This is a genomic window from Streptomyces sp. CNH287 (genome assembly GCF_000424825.1).
In genome coordinates this window covers 285,591-305,379 of the sequence record NZ_AUKQ01000011.1, presented here as the reverse complement: position 1 = coordinate 305,379, position 19,789 = coordinate 285,591, and the positions used below count along the sequence as shown (strand labels likewise).

16 protein-coding genes are annotated in these 19,789 nt (G+C 71.4%); 12 read left to right on the top strand and 4 right to left on the bottom strand.

Annotated features, from left to right (window positions below):
• Nucleotides 1-146: 146 nt before the first annotated feature.
• Complete coding sequence (locus H299_RS0112720) at nt 147-1,280, bottom strand: YihY/virulence factor BrkB family protein (protein ID WP_037758770.1); 1,134 nt, start codon at nt 1,278-1,280, stop codon at nt 147-149.
• 169 nt (nt 1,281-1,449) lie between these two features.
• On the opposite strand from H299_RS0112720, the gene H299_RS0112715 reads away from it, so the two are divergent.
• From H299_RS0112715 to H299_RS0112670, 10 genes are all read left to right on the top strand, one after another.
• On the top strand, nt 1,450-2,025 hold the full coding sequence (locus tag H299_RS0112715) for a GNAT family N-acetyltransferase (RefSeq protein WP_027748720.1): 576 nt from the start codon (nt 1,450-1,452) through the stop codon (nt 2,023-2,025).
• Between the two features lie 375 nt (nt 2,026-2,400).
• Nucleotides 2,401-4,098, top strand: a complete 1,698-nt coding sequence (locus H299_RS0112710) for a nitrite/sulfite reductase (protein ID WP_027748719.1) — start codon at nt 2,401-2,403, stop codon at nt 4,096-4,098.
• Nucleotides 4,095-4,295: a hypothetical protein gene (locus tag H299_RS0112705; RefSeq protein WP_027748718.1), complete on the top strand. Its 201-nt coding sequence runs from the start codon at nt 4,095-4,097 to the stop codon at nt 4,293-4,295. Before H299_RS0112710 ends, H299_RS0112705 begins: the two co-directional genes overlap by 4 nt.
• Nucleotides 4,292-5,056 (top strand): phosphoadenylyl-sulfate reductase, encoded by a 765-nt coding sequence (locus H299_RS0112700; protein WP_078512677.1) that lies wholly within the window; start codon nt 4,292-4,294, stop codon nt 5,054-5,056. Before H299_RS0112705 ends, H299_RS0112700 begins: the two co-directional genes overlap by 4 nt.
• Nucleotides 5,057-5,103: 47 nt before the next feature.
• Nucleotides 5,104-5,658, top strand: a complete 555-nt coding sequence (gene cysC / locus H299_RS0112695; RefSeq protein ID WP_027748716.1) for an adenylyl-sulfate kinase — start codon at nt 5,104-5,106, stop codon at nt 5,656-5,658.
• The gene (cysD, locus tag H299_RS0112690; protein ID WP_027748715.1) at nt 5,655-6,590 is read left to right on the top strand and encodes a sulfate adenylyltransferase subunit CysD; all 936 of its coding nucleotides are present in this window, start codon (nt 5,655-5,657) and stop codon (nt 6,588-6,590) included. Before cysC ends, cysD begins: the two co-directional genes overlap by 4 nt.
• Nucleotides 6,591-6,592: 2 nt before the next feature.
• Nucleotides 6,593-7,969: a GTP-binding protein gene (locus tag H299_RS0112685; protein ID WP_051262391.1), complete on the top strand. Its 1,377-nt coding sequence runs from the start codon at nt 6,593-6,595 to the stop codon at nt 7,967-7,969.
• A gap of 154 nt (nt 7,970-8,123) precedes the next feature.
• Nucleotides 8,124-8,990 carry an ABC transporter ATP-binding protein gene (locus H299_RS0112680; RefSeq protein ID WP_027748713.1) on the top strand — a complete coding sequence of 289 codons (867 nt, stop codon included), beginning with the start codon at nt 8,124-8,126 and terminating at the stop codon, nt 8,988-8,990.
• Complete coding sequence (locus H299_RS0112675) at nt 8,977-9,879, top strand: ABC transporter permease (protein ID WP_027748712.1); 903 nt, start codon at nt 8,977-8,979, stop codon at nt 9,877-9,879. Before H299_RS0112680 ends, H299_RS0112675 begins: the two co-directional genes overlap by 14 nt.
• Before the next feature lie 92 nt (nt 9,880-9,971).
• On the top strand, nt 9,972-10,754 hold the full coding sequence (locus tag H299_RS0112670) for a sirohydrochlorin chelatase (RefSeq protein WP_051262405.1): 783 nt from the start codon (nt 9,972-9,974) through the stop codon (nt 10,752-10,754).
• A gap of 40 nt (nt 10,755-10,794) precedes the next feature.
• Here H299_RS0112670 and H299_RS0112665 read toward each other — a convergent pair whose 3' ends face one another.
• The 3 genes from H299_RS0112665 to galE all read right to left on the bottom strand — a co-directional run bounded on the left by H299_RS0112665 (nt 10,795) and on the right by galE (nt 13,563).
• The gene (locus H299_RS0112665) at nt 10,795-11,781 is read right to left on the bottom strand and encodes an NAD-dependent epimerase/dehydratase family protein (protein ID WP_027748710.1); all 987 of its coding nucleotides are present in this window, start codon (nt 11,779-11,781) and stop codon (nt 10,795-10,797) included.
• A gap of 94 nt (nt 11,782-11,875) precedes the next feature.
• Nucleotides 11,876-12,403, bottom strand: a complete 528-nt coding sequence (locus H299_RS0112660; protein ID WP_027748709.1) for a DUF1697 domain-containing protein — start codon at nt 12,401-12,403, stop codon at nt 11,876-11,878.
• Nucleotides 12,404-12,579: 176 nt separating this feature from the next.
• The gene (gene galE / locus H299_RS0112655) at nt 12,580-13,563 is read right to left on the bottom strand and encodes a UDP-glucose 4-epimerase GalE (RefSeq protein ID WP_027748708.1); all 984 of its coding nucleotides are present in this window, start codon (nt 13,561-13,563) and stop codon (nt 12,580-12,582) included.
• Between the two features lie 281 nt (nt 13,564-13,844).
• Here galE and H299_RS0112650 point away from each other — a divergent pair, with 281 nt between their 5' ends.
• Complete coding sequence (locus H299_RS0112650; protein WP_027748707.1) at nt 13,845-16,076, top strand: bifunctional glycosyltransferase family 2 protein/CDP-glycerol:glycerophosphate glycerophosphotransferase; 2,232 nt, start codon at nt 13,845-13,847, stop codon at nt 16,074-16,076.
• A 22-nt stretch (nt 16,077-16,098) separates the two neighbouring features.
• Nucleotides 16,099-19,662 carry a bifunctional glycosyltransferase family 2 protein/CDP-glycerol:glycerophosphate glycerophosphotransferase gene (locus H299_RS0112645; RefSeq protein WP_027748706.1) on the top strand — a complete coding sequence of 1,188 codons (3,564 nt, stop codon included), beginning with the start codon at nt 16,099-16,101 and terminating at the stop codon, nt 19,660-19,662.
• Nucleotides 19,663-19,789 lie beyond the last annotated feature (127 nt).

Sequence of the window (19,789 nt, the reverse complement as noted above, 5' to 3'; positions counted from 1 at the left end):
AGTTCCACCTCCTGTACTTCCACGGGCCGACGTAGGGGCCCGGGTGCGCGTGGCGGCTCCCTGGACCAGCGTCCACCGTAGCGGCACGGACGAGGGCTGCGCCAGTGGGTTTTCCCGCGCGGACTCCCCCGCCCCCGCGCACCCCTTCAGTGCCGGTTGCGGGAGCGCAGCCGGGCGCGGACGTCGCTGGGCGGCAGGAACTTCGTCCAGCGCTCCGGGAACTCCGCGGGCGGGTCGCCGTCCCCGTCGGCGCCCTCGCCCTCCGCCCCGCGCATCGCGCGCCGGGCCGCCGCCGCGGCGACGACCTCGGCCGCCGCCTCCTCGCGTGCCTGCTCGGTGATCCGGCGCGCGGCGGCGGTGGCCACCGAGGGCCAGACGCGGTCGATGGCGGCGTTGACGGCGGCGCCGACGAGCACGGCGAAGGCGGAGATGCCGATCCACAGGAGTACGGCCACCGGTGCGGCCAGCGATCCGTAGATCGTCGGTCCCTCGACGGTGTTGGTGAGGTAGACGCGCAGCAGGAAGCTGCCGAGCACCCACATGATCAGGGCGATCAGCGCGCCGGGCACGTCCTCGCGCCAGGGGGAGCGCACCGGGACGGACACGTGGTAGAGCGTGGTGAGGAAGATGATGGACAGCAGCAGCACGACCGGCCAGTAGAACGTCGAGACCAGCCATCTGGTCTGCGGCAGCAGCTGCACGGCGGTGTCCGGCCCGGCGACCATCAGCGGGAGGGCGATCAGCCCGATGACCAGGGCGACGACGTAGAGGCCGAAGGCGAGCAGCCGGGTCTTGATGATGCCGCGGTGGCCGTCGAGCCCGTACATGACGGTGATGGTGTCGATGAAGACGTTCACCGCGCGCGATCCGGACCACAGGGCCAGCGCGAAGCCGAGCGAGATGACGTCCGGGCGCCCGCCCTCGATGACGTCGTCGATCAGCGGCCGGGCGATCTCGTCGACGCCGCGGTCGGAGAGGACGGTCTCGGAGGCGTCCAGGAAGTTGCCGCGAATGGACTCGATGGTGTCCAGCCCGATCCAGGTGTCGAGATAGCCGAGCATGCCGACGAGTCCGACCAGCAGCGGCGGGATGGAGATGAGGGTGAAGAAGGCCGCCTCGGCGGCCAGGCCCAGCACGCGGTACTCCATGCAGGAGTTGACGGTGTCCTTCAGCAGCAGCCAGGCCATCTTGCGCTTGGGGACGTTGCGGTAGATCGCACGCGCCCGCCGAAGGGCTCCGGGCGACTGCTCAGGGGATTTGTCGGCTCCTTGCACCTTCATAACGTATCCGGCCTCCTGCCCCCGTCCGACCAGCCGCCGGCTGGCCGGCTGCTTCGCGCACCGCAGCGTACGCGGCGGGCACCGGCCCAGCTCAGGGTGGCGGAGGGATCAGTTCCGGAACAATTCCGGGACGGGGCGCGCTCCGCCGGGTCATGGTTGACTGCCTGGCATGCGCGCCCTGTCCGTCACCACGTGGTGGCTCGAGCAGACCTCGCCGGAGGACCTCCGCCCGGCTCACATGGCGGACACCTCGTCCGGCATACGGATTGCGCGGGCCGAGGTGCCGAGCCCGGAGTTCAGCCGCTTCCTGTACACCGCCGTCGGCGGCGACGTCACCTGGACCGACAGGCTGAGCTGGACGTACGGGCAGTGGCTGGAGTTCCTGGAGCGGCCCGCGGTGGAGACCTGGGTGGCGTACGACCGGGGCACGCCCGCGGGGTTCATCGAACTGGACGGGCATCCCGACGGCTCGGTCGAGATCAGCTACTTCGGACTGATCGCGGCGTTCCGCGGGCGCCGTATCGGGGGACATCTGCTCACCTACGGGACGCAGCGCGCCTGGGACATGGGCGACCGCCGCCCCGGCGACCGGGAGCCGACGCGCCGGGTGTGGGTCCACACGTGCAGCAAGGACGGACCGTACGCGCTGGGGAACTACGAGCGGCGCGGGTTCCGACGCTACGAGACCAGGACCGAGGAGGAGCCCCTCACCGCGTCGCCGGGCCCCTGGCCTGGGGCGATGTGACCGACGGCACAGCGTCTCACTATGCGGGACAACTCCGTCCGCATAGTGGATGACAGTGGACTGGGCTGATACCCCGTGTCAGGCTTTCCAGCATGTCTCGAGCGGGAATCGCCCTGGTAAGCCGACGCCACATCGACCTCGGCCGCCTGTCCAGCACCCTGTGTCCGGCGGGCTGACAGTCCCAGCACCGCCATCCCCTCCGCTCGCCCCCATCGTCGCGGGCGCGCGTCCGAGCACCGCTGAGGGCCGCCCCGCGGCCCCGCTCCATCGCCGACCTGCCCCACACCGCACCGCACCGCGCACCCGTGGGTGCCGCGTGTGCGGCGTGCGCGGGCCGGCGAGCCGCATCCCCGTGAGCCCGAAGGACGTACCGTCATGGCCGACACCTCCCCGCGCCCCGCCGCCGCAGCGGCCCGCCGCAAGACGGGCCGCCACCGCGGTGAAGGCCAGTGGTCCGCCGGACACTTCACTCCGCTCAACGGCAACGAGCAGACCAAGAAGGACGACGACGGTCTCAACGTACGGACACGTATCGAGACGATCTACGCCCAGCGCGGCTTCGACTCCATCGACGGCGCCGACCTGCGCGGGCGGATGCGCTGGTGGGGCCTCTACACCCAGCGCAAGCCGGGTATCAGCGGCGGCAAGACGGCCGTGCTGGCCCCGGAGGAGCTGGACGACGAGCACTTCATGCTGCGGGTGCGCATCGACGGCGGCCGGCTGACGACGGGCCAGCTGCGGGTGATCGGGGAGATCTCCCAGGAGTTCGCGCGCGGCACCGCCGATGTGACCAACCGGCAGAACGTCCAGTTCCACTGGATTCGCATCGAGGACATGCCGGAGATCTGGCGGCGGCTGGAGGGCGTCGGCCTCTCCACGACCGAGGCGTGCGGCGACGTGCCGCGCGTCATCCTGGGCTCGCCGGTCGCGGGGATCGCCAAGGACGAGATCATCGACGGCACGCCCGCGATCGAGGAGATCAGCCGCCGCATCGTCGGCAACAAGGCGTACTCGAACCTGCCGCGCAAGTTCAAGACCGCCGTCTCCGGCTCGCCGCTCCTGGACGTCGCGCACGAGATCAACGACGTCGCCTTCGTCGGCGTCGTGCATCCCGAGCTGGGGCCGGGCTTCGACCTGTGGGTCGGCGGCGGGCTCTCCACCAACCCCAAGCTCGGGGTGCGGCTGGGCGCCTGGGTCCCGCTGGAGGACGTGGCCGACGTGCACGAGGGCGTCGTCTCCATCTTCCGCGACTACGGCTACCGCCGCCTGCGGCACCGCGCCCGGCTGAAGTTCCTGGTCACCGACTGGGGCCCCGCGAAGTTCCGCAAGGTGCTCGAGGAGGAGTACCTGCTGCGCACCCTCGCCGACGGCCCGGCCCCCGAGAAGCCGCAGCAGCAGTGGCGCGACCACGTCGGCGTGCACGAGCAGCGCGACGGCCGCCGCTACGTCGGCTTCGCGCCCCGGGTGGGCCGGCTGGACGGCGCCACCCTCAGCAAGATCGCGGACCTGGCGGAGACGCACGGCTCCGGCCGGGTGCGCACCACCGTCGAGCAGAAGATGCTCATCCTCGACGTCGAGCCCGAGCAAGTGGAGTCGCTGACCGGCGCGCTGGAGGCGCTCGACCTCACGACCCGCCCGTCCGTCTTCCGGCGCGGGGTGATGGCCTGCACCGGCCTGGAGTTCTGCAAGCTGGCGATCGTGGAGACCAAGCAGGCGGGCATCGCGGCCATCGAGGAACTGGAGCGCCGCCTCCCGGACTTCGCGGAGCCGGTCACCATCAACCTCAACGGCTGCCCCAACTCCTGCGCCCGCATCCAGGTCGCCGACATCGGCCTCAAGGGGCAGCTGGTCACCAACGCCCAGGGCGAGCAGGTCGGCGGCTACCAGGTGCACCTGGGCGGCTCGCTCGGCCCCGAGCCCGGCTTCGGCCGCAAGGTGCGCGGGCTCAAGGTCACCGCGGACGAACTGCCCGACTATCTCGAGCGGGTTCTCGTGGCGTTCCGGGAACAGCGGGAGGACGGCGAGCGCTTCTCCCAGTGGGCCGCCCGCGCCGACGAGGGGGCCCTCAAGTGAGCGAGCGCGTCGCTCCGTACCACTGCCCGTACTGCGGGGAGGAGGACCTGCGTCCCTCCGAGCGGGAGACCGCACGGGGGACGGGGGCCGCGTGGGAGTGCACCTCCTGCGGGCGCGCGTTCGCTCTCTCTTTCCTCGGACTGCTGGCCGACGGCATGCTGTCCGGGCACCGCAGCGAAGGGGGCACCACCGCATGAACACCACCACCCGGAACGCCCGGGGCCGGGAGTCGACCGACCGGGCGTCGATCGGCTCGGAGGCCGGGGCGTCCGATCCGGGGCGGCTGAGGGAACTGGCCGAGCGGGCGGGCCGCGAACTGGCCGACGCCGACGCGCTCGACGTACTGCGCTGGGCCGCTAGCACCTTCGGCCCGCGCTTCTGCGTGACCTCCTCCATGGAGGACGCGGTCGTCGCGCATCTCGCCTCCCGCGTGCTGCCCGGCGTCCCCGTCGTCTTCCTCGACACCGGCTACCACTTCCCGGAGACGATCGGGACCAGGGACGCGGTCGCCGCCGTGCTGGACGTCGAGGTGATCACCCTCACGCCGCGCCAGACCGTCGCCGAGCAGGACGCCGAGCACGGGCCGCGGCTGCACGACCGGAACCCGGACCTGTGCTGCGCGCTGCGCAAGGTGGCCCCGCTCGAGGAGGGCCTGCGCGGCTACGACGCCTGGGCCACCGGGCTGCGCCGCGTCGAGTCGCCCAGCCGGGCGGACACGCCCGTCGTCGGCTGGGACGAGCGGCGGCAGAAGGTCAAGGTCTCGCCGATAGCCGCCTGGTCGGACGAGGACGTGGAGGCGTACGTCGCCGAGCACGGCGTGCTCACCAACCCGCTGCTGACCGACGGTTACGCGTCCGTCGGCTGCGCGCCCTGCACCCGCCGCGTCCAGGCGGGCGAGGACGCCCGCGCCGGCCGCTGGGCGGGCTTCAACAAGACCGAATGCGGCCTGCACCTGTGAGCGCGGCAGGCGAGGACGCACGGATACCCGGGGAGTGGGAGCGGCAGATGAGCCAGAGCGGCACGGACGGCGTGGGCGCCACGGTATGGCTCACGGGCCTGCCGAGCGCGGGCAAGACGACGATCGCCCGCGCCCTCGCGGAGCGGCTGGCGGGCGAGGGCCGCCGGGTCGAGGTGCTGGACGGCGACGAGATCCGCACCTTCCTCTCCGCCGGGCTGGGCTTCTCCCCCGAGGACCGCGACACCAACGTGCAGCGGATCGGCTTCGTCGCCGAACTGCTCGCCTCGCACGGCGTGACGGCGCTGGTGCCGGTCATCGCGCCCTACGCCGCCAGCCGCGAGGCCGTACGCAAGCGCCACCAGGCCGCCGGGACCGGCTACTTGGAGGTGCACGTCGCCACCCCGCTGGAGGTGTGCGCCGACCGCGACGTGAAGGGGCTGTACGCGCGCCAGGCCGCCGGTGATCTCACCGGGCTGACCGGGGTAGACGACCCGTACGAGGTGCCCGCCGATCCGGACCTGCGGATCGAGACGCACCGTTCGAGCGTCGAGGAGTCCGCGGGAGCGCTGCACGCGCTGCTCGCCGAAAGGGGACTGGTATGACGGCCGCCGCCCAGCTCACGGAGAGTACCGACAACCCGTACGCGCTCTCGCATCTGGACGCGCTGGAGTCCGAGGCGGTGCACATCTTCCGCGAGGTCGCCGGGGAGTTCGAGCGCCCGGTGATCCTCTTCTCCGGCGGCAAGGACTCCATCGTCATGCTGCACCTGGCGCTGAAGGCGTTCGCCCCCGCGGCTGTCCCCTTCTCGCTGCTGCACGTCGACACCGGGCACAACTTCCCGGAGGTCTTGGAGCACCGCGACCAGACCGTCGCCCGGCACGGACTGCGGCTGCACGTGGCGCACGTGCAGGAGTTCATCGACGACGGGACGCTGCGCGAGCGGCCCGACGGCACCCGCAACCCGCTCCAGACCGTCCCACTGCTGCACGCCATCAACAGCCACCGCTTCGACGCCGTCTTCGGCGGCGGCCGGCGCGACGAGGAGAAGGCCCGCGCCAAGGAGCGGGTCTTCTCGCTGCGTGACGAGTTCGGCGCCTGGAACCCGCGCCGCCAGCGTCCGGAGCTGTGGCAGCTCTACAACGGCCGGCACGCCCCCGGCGAGCACGTCCGCGTCTTCCCGCTCTCCAACTGGACGGAACTGGACGTCTGGCAGTACATCAGCCGGGAGAAGATCGACCTGCCCTCGATCTACTACGCGCACGACCGCGAGGTCTTCCAGCGCCAGGGCATGTGGCTGGCGCCCGGCGACTGGGGCGGCCCGGCGCGCGGCGAGACCCTCGAGCTGAGGCAGGTGCGCTACCGCACCGTGGGAGACATGTCCTGCACCGGCGCCGTCGACTCGACCGCGGACAGCATCGACGCGGTGATCACCGAGATCACCGCCTCCCGGCTCACCGAACGAGGCGCCACCCGCGCCGACGACAAGCTCTCCGAAGCCGCCATGGAAGACCGCAAGCGCGAGGGGTACTTCTGATCATGCCCGACACCAGAACCCTCACCGAGGTCACCGACCCGGCCCTGGCCGCCACCTCCCTGCTGCGCTTCGCGACCGCCGGTTCCGTCGACGACGGCAAGTCCACCCTGGTGGGCCGGCTGCTGCACGACTCCAAGTCGGTGCTCACCGACCAGCTGGAGGCCGTCGCGCACGCGTCCCGCAACCGCGGCCAGGACACCCCCGACCTGGCCCTGCTCACCGACGGGCTGCGCGCCGAGCGGGAGCAGGGCATCACCATCGACGTCGCCTACCGCTACTTCGCCACCCCGCGCCGCCGCTTCATCCTGGCCGACACCCCGGGCCACGTGCAGTACACCCGCAACATGGTCACCGGCGCGTCCACGGCCGAGCTGGCGGTGGTCCTGGTGGACGCGCGCAACGGCGTGGTCGAGCAGACCCGGCGGCACGCGGCAGTCGCCGCGCTGCTGCGGGTGCCGCACGTGGTGCTGGCGGTCAACAAGATGGACCTGGTCGACTACCAGGAGGGCGTCTTCACCGCCATCGCCGAGGAGTTCACCGCCTACGCCGCCTCGCTCGGCGTGCCGGAGATCACCGCGATCCCCATCTCGGCGCTCGTCGGCGACAACGTGGTGACCGCCTCGGCCGCCATGGACTGGTACCGCGGCCCGACCGTGCTGGAGCACCTGGAGACCGTCCCGGTCACCCACGACCCCAGCGACGACCCGGCCCGCTTCCCGGTGCAGTACGTCATCCGCCCGCAGACGGCCGAGAACCCCGACTACCGTGGCTACGCGGGGCAGATCGCCTCCGGGATATTCCGTAGGGGCGACCAGGTCACCGTCTGGCCCACCGGCCGCACCAGCACCATCGAGGGCATCGACGCGCTCGGCGACTCGGTGGACGTGGCCTGGGCTCCGCAGTCGGTCACCCTCCGGCTCGCCGACGACCTGGACATCTCGCGCGGCGACCTGATCGCCCCGGCCGACGCCGCCCTGCGGCCCGGCCAGGACCTGACGGCCACCGTCTGCCACGTCGCCGACCGGCCGCTGAAGCCCGGCGGCCGGGTGCTGCTCAAGCACTCCACCCGCACGGTCAAGGCGATCGTGAAGGAGATCCCCTCCCGGCTCACCCTCGACGACCTCTCGCAGCACCCCTCCCCCGGCGAGCTGGCGGCCAACGACATCGGCCGGGTCGTGCTCCGCACGGCGGAGGCGCTGCCGGTGGACGCGTACGCGGACTCCCGGCGCACCGGCTCCTTCCTGCTGATAGACCCGGCCGACGGCACGACGCTGACGGCCGGGATGGCGGGCGACGCGTTCGCCGAGGCGGCGCGGGCGGCCACCGCCGCGCAGGGCTCGGCCGCGGAGCAGGGCGAGGACGAGGGCTGGGACTTCTGACAGGTGTCGTCATCGCAGCGGCGGCCTCGCCGTCCCGGGCCCGGTGTGGGGGCCCGTCCGCCACACCGGGTGCAGGACCCGTGCATCCCGTACCTCAGCGCCCATCTTCCGTAGCCGCCCCCAGGGGGCGGCGCACGACGAGGAGCGACCTCCCGTGACCACCGAACTCGCCGCCCCCGCCCCCGCGTCGGCCGCCCAGGCCCGGCCCGCCACCGCCGGACCGCGGCCGTACGCCGTCCGGCTCGACCACGTCTCCAAGGCGTACGGGCCGCCCGGCGCGCGCCAGCCGGTGCTGGAGGACATCCAGCTGTCGGCGGCCCCGGGCGAGTTCGTGTGCCTGCTGGGGGCCTCGGGCTGCGGCAAGTCGACCATGCTGAACCTGGTCGCCGGGCTGGACCAGCCCACCTCGGGCAGGGTCACCGTGCCCTGCGGGCGGCCCGCCCTGATGTTCCAGGACCACGCGCTCTTCCCCTGGCTCAGCGCCGGGCGGAACATCGAACTGGCCCTGAAACTGGGTGGCGTGCCGAAGAACGAGCGGCGCGAGCGGGCGCAGGAGCTGCTCAGGCTGGTGCGGCTGCCGGACGCGCACACCAAGCGCGTGCACGAGCTGTCCGGCGGCATGCGGCAGCGGGTCGCGCTGGCCCGCGCGCTCGCGCAGGGCAGCGAGGTGCTGCTGATGGACGAGCCGTTCGCCGCGCTGGACGCGATCACCCGCGACCTGCTGCACGAGGAGCTGACCCGGGTGTGGACCGCCGCGAAGGAGAGCGGCGGCACCGGCGGCGGCAAGGGCGAGGGCAGCGGCGGCCCGCTGACCGTCCTGTTCGTCACGCACAACGTCCGGGAGGCCGTACGGCTGGGCCAGCGGGTCGTCCTGCTCAGCTCGCGGCCCGGCCGGGTCGCGCGGGAGTGGGACGTCGAGCTGCCCTATCCGCGCCGTATCGAGGACAGCGGGGTCACCGAGCTGGCCCGCGAGATCACCGGCCATCTGCACGAGGAGATCGTCCGACATGCCCGCCACTGACGCCCGGGCGCCGGTCCCGGACACGGGTGCGGCGGCGCCCGATCCGTCCGACGAGATGGCCTCCGGCCTGGACGCGCTGGAGACACCGGCGGACACCGGGGCCAAGGCCGTCTCCCGGCGGGTGCTGGGCAAGGCGGGCCCGCCGCTGCTGGCCATCGCCCTGGTGCTGGCCCTGTGGCAGCTGGCCCACACCCTGAACTGGTCCTCGACACTGCCCTCCCCCGGCGCGGTGTGGTCCGACCTCGCGGACGCGCAGGCGGACGGCACACTGCTGCCCGCGATCGGCCAGAGCCTGCTGCGCTGCGTCATCGGCTTCGGCGCGGCGGCGGCGATCGGCATCCCGCTGGGCCTGTTGCTGACCCGGCTCACGCCGCTGCGTACGGTGCTGGGGCCGATCCTCTCCTCGATCCAGTCGCTGCCCGCCGCCGGGCTGGTGCCCGTCGCGGTGATCGCGCTGGGCAACTCCGAGGGGGCCGTCTACGCGGTGGTGCTGCTCGGTTCGGTGCCCTCGATCGCGGTCTCCGTCATCTCCGGCATCGACCAGGTGCCGCCCCTGCTGCTGCGCGCGGGCAAGTCGATGGGCGCCACCGGGCTGCGCGGCGCGGTGCACGTACTGGTGCCCGCCGCGCTGCCCAGCTTCGTCGCGGCGCTCCGGCAGGGCTGGACGTTCGGCTGGCGCGCGCTGATGACCGCCGAACTGATCACCGCCACGCCGCTGCCGGGCATCGGCCGGCTCCTGGCGGAGGGCAAGGAGAGCGACTCGATGAGCCTGGTGCTGGCGGCGGTGGTGCTGATCCTGGCGGTCGGCGTGCTGGTCGAGTCGGCGCTCTTCGCACCGCTGGAGCGCCGCGTGCTGCGACAGCGCGGACTGACGGGTACGCGGCTGTGACGCCGCCGACGGCCCTGGCCCGGCAGTCCGCCGCGCAGCGCGGCGGCCCGCGGCAACCCGGCGCGGCGCACGCGGAGTCGCCGCACGGCGTGCTGCCGCACGGCGGGGAACCGTACCCGGCCGGCGCTCCCGCGCTGCTGGTCGTCGCGCACGGCAGCCGCGACCCCCGGCACGCCGCGACCGTGGCCGCGCTGTGCGCGCGGGTGCGCGCCTACCAGCCCGCGCTGCGCGTCGAGGCGGGCCATCTGGACTTCGACGCACCCGCCGTCCCCCCGGTGCTGGAACGGCTGGCGGCGGACGGCGTACGCGAGGTGGTGGCGCTGCCGCTGCTGCTGACCCGCGCCTTCCACGCCAAGTCCGACATCCCCGCCGTGCTGCGCGAGTCCGCCGCCCGGCTGCCCGGCCTCCGCGTCCGGCAGGCGGACGTCCTGGGGCCGCACGCGCTGCTGACCAGCACCCTGGAGCGGCGGCTGACCGAAGCGGGCCTGGACCTGGCCGAGGCCGGGTCGACCGGCGTCGTGCTGGCGTCGGCGGGCTCCACAGACCCGGAGGCGATCGCAGTGATCGCAGAAACCGCGCGGGAGTGGCGGCGCACCAGGAACTGGTGTGCCGTGCGGCCTGCGTTCGCCTCCGCTCCCGCTCCGTGCACCGCCGACGCGGTGCGCGCGCTGCGGGCGGACGGCGTCGAGCACGTGGCCGTCGCGCCGTACCTGATCGCGCCGGGCAGGCTGCCGGACCGGATAGCCCGCGGCGCGCGCGAGGCCGGTGCCGACATCCTGGCCCCGGTGCTGGGCCCCGCTCCCGAGCTGGCCCGGCTGCTGCTGCTGCGCTACGCGCAGGCGCTCGACCACGCGTCCGCGCCGCTCGCCGCCTGACGGCTCCGCGGCGTCGGGCGGGTCCGCGGCGCCCCGCAGCTCAGCGGGCCAGTACGGCCGCCTCGGCGGCGGGGTCGAGGCCGACGACCGGCCGGTCGGGGCGCTGCGGGGCGACGCCGCCGAGGGCGCGCAGCCACTCCCAGGTGTCCCGCACCGTCTCGGCGACCGGCCGGCAGCGCAGCCCGGCGGCTGCGGCCTTGCCGACGTCCAGCCGGTGGACGGAGGCGTACACCTCGCCCGGCGGCACCCACACGGGCAGTTCGGTCCACGGCTCGATGCCCGCCGCGGTGATCGCCTCGGGGTCGGTCCACCGCAGCTCCGCGTCCGAGCCGGTGACCTCCTTGCAGGTCTCCAGCAGCTCGCCCATCGTGGTGTGCCCGGTGGGGCCGGCCAGGTTGTACGGACCGTGCAGCCCGGCCCGGAGCGCCTCCAGCGTCCAGCGGGCGAGATCGCGGACGTCGATGTACTGGAGCTCCAGTCCGCGCGGGCCCGGGGCGAGCACGGCGCCGCCCCGCGCGATCCGCGTGAGCCACCACGGCAGCCGTCCGATGTTCTCGTACGGGCCGAGGATCAGCCCGGCGCGCAGCAGCAGCGTCCGCCGGTCGCCGAAGGCGGCGAGGGCGGCCAGTTCGCCGCCGCGTTTGTCGGCGGCGTAGTCGGTCTGCCCGGCGTCGGGTGACCCCTCGACCACCGGGGCGCCCTCGCCGTTCCCGCCCAGTGGCGGGAAGGGGTAGACCGAGCAGCTGGAGACGTACGCGTACCGCCCCGCCCGCCCGGCCAGCACCCGCGCGCTGTCGCGGACGGCACTCGGCGCGGCGGACCAGGTGTCCACGACCGCGTCCCACTCTCCCCGCTCCAGCGCGGCCGTCCCGCCCTCCGCCGCGCGGTCGCCGCGCAGCGTCCGTGCACCCTCCGGGGCGGGGTGCCGGCCGCGGTTGAAGACGGTCACCTCCCAGCCGTCGGCAAGGGCCTGCTCGGCCACGGCGCGGCCGACGAATTCCGTTCCACCCAGTACGAGAAGCCTCATGCGGCGACTGTGCACGCCCGGAGGCGGTGCGCGGAAGTGCGGCATGCCGAGAGCAGAATCGCTCTCAGCTCAATCCGGCGGCGCCGCGCCGGGCTCACACCGTCAGCTCTATCAGCTTGGTGACCGTGCGCCAGTTGCGCCCCGTGGAGGTGAGCCGGGGGCGGACGGCGGCCAGCGCGTCGGGGAGCTTGCTGCGCCCCATGCCCTCGGGAAAGTAGCAGTAGACCGCCCGGCCGACGTGGTGGAAGGTGTCCGGCGCGTAGGCACTCGCGTCGAGCGCGGCGAAGTGGTCCCACTCCGGGGTCTCTTCGAGGAAGAGGACCAGCAGCTTGGCCGGGTCCAGCTCGGCGGCCGGATAGGGGCACGCCTCGGCCACGGCCCGCAGCTCCGCCGACGTACGCACCAGGCAGCGGACCTCGAACCCGAACCGCTCGTGGACGGCCCGCTCCAGGACGGGGCCCGGCTCCGGCTCCGCGGTGGTGAACACGGCGTTCCCGCTCTGGAGGTAGGTGCGCACGTCCGTCCAGCCCAGGGACTTCATCAGCTCTCTCAGGTCGGCCATCGGAATCCGCCGGTGTCCGCCCACGTTGATCCCGCGCAGGAGTGCCGCGTAAGTCGTCATGCCTCGCACTCTATGCGGTGGCTCTGACACGGGCAGTGCCCGTGGTGCTACCGGCCTCCGCACGGATTCAGTGGGTATCCGTGTCCTGGGCGAGGCCGGGCGCCCGCGTCATGACACCGGTCCACCCGCCCCCGTCCCCTCACCCTCCCGAGTCTGCGCCAGGGGCGTACTGCGGGCTATCCGTGCCGCCGCCGCCAGCCCTCCCAGGCCGATTCGATCATCTCCTCGACGCCGTGGCGGGCGGTCCAGCCCAGCTGTTCGCGGATCGCGTCGGCGGAGGCGACCACGCGCGCCGGGTCCCCCGGGCGGCGCTCCGTCACCTCGGGCTCCAGCTCCTCCCGGCCTGTCACCTTGAGGATTCGCTCGACCATCTCACGGACCGAGACGCCCTGTCCGCGGCCGATGTTCAGCGTGAGGGCCGGCTCACCGTCCGCCTCATCAGCCGCGTCCGCCAGCCTGCGCGCGGCGGCCAGATGGGCGGAGGCGATGTCGCGGACGTGGATGTAGTCACGGACGCAGGTGCCGTCAGGTGTCGCGTAGTCGTCGCCGAAGATCAGGGGGGACGCGTCCTCCTCGAGCCGCTCGAAGACCATCGGCACGAGGTTGAAGACGCCGGTGTCGGCGAGCTCCGGGGCCGCGGCCCCCGCGACGTTGAAATAGCGGAGCGAGACGCTGCGCAGCCCCTGCGCCCGCCCGGCCGCGCGGATCAGCCACTCGCCGACGAGCTTCGTCTCGCCGTAGGGGCTCATGGGGGCGCACGGGGTGCTCTCCGTGACCAGGTCGACGTCGGGCATGCCGTAGACGGCGGCCGACGAGGAGAAGACCAGCCGGGGGACCCCGGCGTCCGTCATCGCCTCGAGCAGCGTCTGCAGCCCGGTCACGTTCTCCCGGTAGTAGTGGAGGGGGAGTTCCACCGACTCCGCCACCTGCTTCTTGCCCGCGATGTGCACCACGCCGGTCACGCCGTGATCACGTAGTGCCCCGTCGAGCACCTCCCGGTCCAGGACGCTGCCGACGACCAGCGGGACATCCGCCGGCACGCGCGCGCGTACGCCGGTCGACAGGTCGTCGTACACCACCACCGGTTCACCACCCGCTCGCATCACGCGCACCACGTGCGCACCGATGTATCCGGCTCCGCCGGTAACCATCCACGTCATTTCTGCATCTCCCTCCATGAGTTCCCCTGCACGGTGACCCCACGCGCAAGGGAAATCAAATCGGACAACTAGCCGATTCGCGACCTAAGAGTCATTGGGTGCGAATCAGTATCTATGATACTTGGGGAGTACCGGAAGGTGAAGTAGAGATAAACCACAGACGACAGAAGTACGTCCCGAATCATTTATTCTGTGGGAATGCCGAGGCCGCCATCCGACACGACGTCACCACGGCCCCCTCAGCCCATGAACTCACGGACAGCCCCTTGGACTGGTGAAGGATGCCTCGACTCACTCTCGTCGTGCCGGCCTACAACGTGCAGAGCTACCTGCGGGAATGCCTCGACTCCGTACTGCAGCAGGACTTCACCGACTTCGAGGTCATCGCGGTGGACGACTGCTCGCCGGACGCGTCGGGGGCCATCCTCGACGAGTACGCCGAGCGCGACCCGCGCGTGCGCGTCCTCCACCTGCCCGCCAACGTCGGGCTCGGCCGGGCCCGCAACGCGGGCCTCACGCACGCCACCGGCGAGTACGTGCTCTTCCTCGACAGCGACGACACCCTGACACCCGGGTCCCTCGCTGCGATCGCAGCCCGCCTGGACGCCAGCGGCTCGCCGGACGTCCTCGTCTACGACTACGCGCGCACGTACTGGGACGGGCGCGTCAAGAGGAACATCCGCAGCGAGATCCTCAGCGGCAGCGGGCCCTCCTCCTTTCCGCTGGCCGAGCGCCCCGATCTGCTCGACCTGCTGCAGATCGCCTGGAACAAGGCATACCGCCGCGATTTCATCATCCGGCACCGCTTCGAATTCCCCGAGGGATATTACGAGGACGCACCCTGGACGTTCTGCTGTCTGATCTCGGCACAGCAGATAGCCGTCCTCGACCGAATATGCGTGCACTATCGGCAGCGCCGCACCGGCGGGAACATACTCCGCACCGCCAGCCGCAAGCACTTCGACGTGCTGGACCAGTACGCGCGGGTCTTCTCGTATCTCGACGACAATCCGCAGTTCGAGAGCTGGCGTCCGGCGCTCTTCGGCAAGATGGCGGATCACTATCTGACCGTGCTGGAAAAGCCGGGGCGGCTTCCCGAGGGGTCCCAGGAGGAGTTCCTCCAGCTGGCCTCCGCCGACTTCAGACGCCGTGAGCCGGCGAATTTCCAGCGCCCGCCGGGGACGCGCGGCTACAAGTACGCCCTCCTCGCCCGCGGCTCGTACCCCGCGCTGGTGGGTCTCAAGACCGCAGGCAAGGCGCGCACCGTGACGCGCCGCTACGGAGGCCGGCAGCTGAGGCGCGCCAAGCGCACCGCGCTGGGCCTGCACTACCAGTCCCAGCTGAGACTGCCGCTGGACGGGAATCTGGCGCTGTTCTCGGCCTACTGGAGCCGCGGATACAGCTGCAATCCCGCGGCGATCGACGCCGAGCTGGCACGGCAGGCTCCGCATATCCGCCGGGTGTGGGTGGTCAAGGCCGACGAAAGACACCGCGTTCCTGACGGAATCGACACCGTCGCCGTGGGATCGCGCGAATACTGGGCGGCACTTGCCCGCGCCAAGTATCTCGTCAACAATGTGAATTTCGCCGACGCCGTGGTGAAGCGCGAAGGACAGATCCATCTCCAGACACACCACGGCACTCCGCTCAAGACCATGGGTCTGGACCAGAAGAACTACCCGGCCTCGACGCACATGGACTTCGATGCCCTCCTGGCGCGCTGCGACCGCTGGGACTACAGCCTCGCCTCCAACCGGCACTCCACCGCCATCTGGGAACGCGTCTACCCCAGTTCCTTCGTCTCCCTGGAGACCGGATATCCCCGCAATGACGTGCTGATGAACTCCACGGCGGCGGACGTGTCGATGGCCCGGCGCGAGCTCGGCCTGGCGAAGGGCACGAAGGCGTTTCTCTACATGCCCACGCACCGCGAGTACCAGACGGGCTTCACCCCGCGTCTCGACCTCCTGCGGCTCGCCGACGAACTCGGTCCGGACGTCACCCTGCTGGTCAGGGGCCACTACTTCTACAAACCGTCCCCGCGCCTGGCCGAACTCCAGGCGGCCGGCCGCATCGTGGACGTGTCCGGCCACGTCCCGGTCGAGCAGCTGTACCTCGCCGCGGACTGCCTGATCACGGACTACTCGTCGGCCATGTTCGACTACGCCAACCTCGACCGGCCGATCGTCGTCTTCGCCGACGACTGGGAGACCTACTCGCTCGTCCGCGGCACCTACTTCGACCTGCTCCAGGAGCCGCCGGGGGCCGTGGCGACCACCCAGGACACGCTGGTGGGCGTCCTGCGCTCCGGGGACTGGAACAGCGACCGGGCCGCGAAGCTGCGGGCCGCGTTCCGCCGGCGCTTCTGCGAGTTCGACGACGGACACGCGGCCGAGCGCGTCGTCCGCCGGGTGTTCCTCGGCGAGCACCGTCTCCTCCCCTTCGTCCCCATCGAAGAACGTACCCATGCTCCGTCTCCCGACCAGGTGTCCCAGCTGGTCGAGCGGGTCTGAACCGAGAGGAAAACAACGTCACATGACCCCTCGACTCAGTGTCGTCGTACCGATCTACAACGTGGAGCAGTATCTGCCCGCCTGTCTGGACTCGCTCGCGGCACAGACCTTCCGCGACCTCGAAGTCCTGATGGTGGACGACGGCTCGCCCGACGGCTCCGCGGCCATCGCCGCGGAGTACGCGGCCCGCGACCCGCGCTTCCACCTCATACGCAAGCAGAACGCCGGGCTCGGCGCGGCCCGGAACACCGGCATCTCGCGGATGACGCCGCAGTCCGAGTACCTGACCTTCATCGACAGCGACGACGTCGTCCCGCCGGACGCGTACCGGCTGATGGTGGAGAGCCTGGACGAGTCCGGGTCGGACTTCGCCACGGGCAACGTCTTTCACCTCAGGGGCGAGAAGTCCTGGCAGGTCCCGCTCCTGAAGATGCTCGCCCAGCAGGCCCGCAAGCGGACGCACATCTCGAAGGACCCCAAGCTCGTCGCGGACCGTATCGCCTGCAACAAGGTCTTCCGCCGCAGCTTCTGGGAGAAGAACTCCTTCTCCTTCCCCGAGGGCATCCTGCACGAGGACATCCCCGTGGTGCTGCCCGCCCACTACCACGCCGAGGCCATCGACATCGTCAGCGAGCCGGTGTACTACTGGCGGCTGCGCGAGGGCGAGGCCGCCCCCTCGATCACCCAGCGGCGCACCGAGCCGCAGGCCATCCGGGACCGCGTCACCGCGTGCCTGATGGTCAGCGAGCACCTGAGCAAGCAGCAGGGCCCCGAGTTCGCCGAGTACAAGCGCCAGTACGACGACCGTGTGCTCCGCGACGATCTGCGGCTGTTCCTGCGGGTCCTGCCGGATGCGACCGAGGAGTTCCACGCCGCTTTCGTCGAGGCCACCAACCGCTACCTCGACACCATCGATCCCCAGGTCGTGATGAACCTGGAAGCCTCCCTGCGGGTGCAGTGGCTGCTGGTGCGCAAGCACCAGGTGAGCGAGCTGATCGCCCTGCTGGCCTCGCAGCGCCGCAAGGAGCCGGTCTCGGTCAGCGGCGCGGTGCGCAAGTACGCCAGCTTCCGCACCCTGGAGTCGAGCGGTGTCGAGTTCCCCAAGTCGGCGCTCCGCATCGACAAGGACCTGGAGCTGCACGCGCCGCTGCGTTCCGTGGAGTGGCGGCAGGGGAAGCTGCTGCTGTCGGGTGACGCGTGGATCGACAAGATCGACTTCTCGGCGAAGCGCAGCAGCATCAAGGTCATCCAGCTCAAGCGCCACGGATCACGGCGCCGGATGTTCCTGCCGGCCAAGAACATCCACCGCCCGGAGCGCACCACCGACTCCGGCCAGACCTTGCACAACTACGACTGGGCGGGCTGGGAGCTGAGCCTCGACCCGGCCAAGCTCCGCAAGGGCAGCACGTGGCAGGAGGGCACCTGGCACGTCGGCATCAACGTCTACGCCTCGGGCCTGGTGCGTCGCGGCGGCGTCTGGGCGCGCGGCGGCGCCGCGGCCAACTACCCCCCGTACCACTGGCTCGACGAGAACCACCGGATGCTGCCGACGGTCGAGCGCAGCGCGCTGAAGCTGCGCGTCGAGAAGGTGCGGGCGCTGATCACCGGCCGTTGCCTGGCCGGTGACGACATCGAGGTCACCGGTGAGATGCGGGTGCTGCTCGAATCGGGCGAGTCGCTGAGCATCCGCCTGCTCAACCGGAAGACCGGGGAACAGCGGCGGTACCCGGCGTCGGTCGAGCTCAGGGGCGGCTGCGCCCGGTTCGACGTCCGGATTCCCGTCGCCGATGTCGCGCTGCTCGGCGACGGCACCGTCGAGGAGAAGGCCCAGCCCGCGCAGCGCAAGTGGAGCACCGCGCTGGTCGCCACGGCGCCGGACGGCACCGAGCGCGAGTTCAGCAGCGTGATGAAGGAAGGCCTCGAGGACTTCAGCTTCGATCTGGGGGCCCGGTTCGGCGAGCACGGAGCCAACCGGGAAGTCGCCGTGGTCGCGGGCCACAACGGCTATCTGAAGATCGTCGCCCGCACCCGGCGTGCCGTCATCGTCGGGACAGGCGTGCGCGACGGCCGGTTCGTGATCCGCGGCCGTGCCAGCACCGAGCTGACCGGCGCGGCCTTCATCCTCAAGTCGCACAACCGCTTCGAGGAACGCGAGTGCTCCATCCAGTGGCTCGCCGACGGCACCTTCACCGCGGAGTTCGACCCCTCGAGGCTCGGTGGTCTCGGCGACCTGCCGCTCAGGGCCGGGCGGTGGAACATGTACCTCCGCAGGCCGGAGGAGGACGCCCGGGACACCGGGTTCGTCATCGACCGGCTGGCCCTGGACCAGTTCCCCGTGCACACCGTGCTCGGCGGGCGGCGCTACTGGTTCGAGAACCGCTGGGGTGACTTCCCGCAGCTCAACTGCCGCTCCGAGCTGAGCGACATGGAGCGCGGTCCGTACCGTCAGGCGCAGCTGCGCCGGGAGGTGTACGAGCCGCAGCGCCAGACCCCGCTGCGCGACCAGGTCTTCTTCCTGAGCTACAACGGCAAGCAGTACTCGGACAGCCCCCGGGCCATGCACGAGGAGCTGCTGCGCCGGGACAGCGGGCTGAAGTACCTGTGGGCTGTCCGCGACGGCCAGGTGACCCTGCCGCCGACCGCGGAACGCGTCCGGATGTGGGGCCGCGAGTGGTTCGAGGCCCTCGCCACCTCGCGCTACATCGTCACCAACGGCCATCTGCCGGAATGGGTCGAGCGCCGTCCCGGCCAGGTCATCGTCCAGACCTGGCACGGCACGATGCTGAAGAAGATCGGCCACGACATCGAGACGCTCCACTTCGACCGCGAGTACCAGAACAGGCTGGCGCTCGAGGCGGGCAACTGGAGCCTGCTGGTCTCCTCCAACCGCTTCAGCACCCCGATCCTGAAGCGGGCCTTCTCCTACAACGGGGAGATCCTGGAGGCGGGGTACCCGCGCAACGACTACCTGTACTCCCCGGACAAGGCCAGGCTGATCAAGGAGATCCGGGACCGGATCGGGCTGCCCGAGGGCAAGAAGGTCGTGCTGTACGCACCGACCTGGCGCGACGACCAGTCGCACAGCGCCGGACAGTACAAGTTCGATCTCCGGCTGGACCTGGAGGACGCCCAACGCCAGCTCGGCGACGACCACGTGCTGCTCATCCGCCGTCACTCGAACGTGGTGGACGCGGTGCGGGGCGCGGGCAACGGCTTCGTGTGGGACGTGTCCGAATACCCGGACATCGCCGACCTCTACCTGGCCTCGGACATCATGATCACCGACTACTCGTCCGTGATGTTCGACTACGCCCACCTCAAGCGGCCCATGCTCTTCTTCACCTACGACCTGGAGCACTACCGGGACACCCTGCGCGGCTTCTACTTCGACTTCGAGCAGGACTCGCCCGGCCCGCTGATCCGCACCTCGGAGGAGCTGGTCGACGCGATCCTCGACATCGACGAGGTCTCGGCCGAGTACAAGGAGCGCTACGAACGGTTCCACCATCTGTTCTGCGACCTGGACGACGGCCAGGCTTCGGCCCGCGTCGTCGACCGGATGCTGGAGCAGTCCCGCGAGATCTGAGGTCACGCAGGTACGGCAGGCGACGCGACCCCGGCAGGAGTGCCCTCGGTCGAGCCCTGGTCCGGAACGCCCGCGGGTGTTCCGGACCAGGGGCCGCGTCACTGCGCCGGGAGTGGGAAGAACGCCT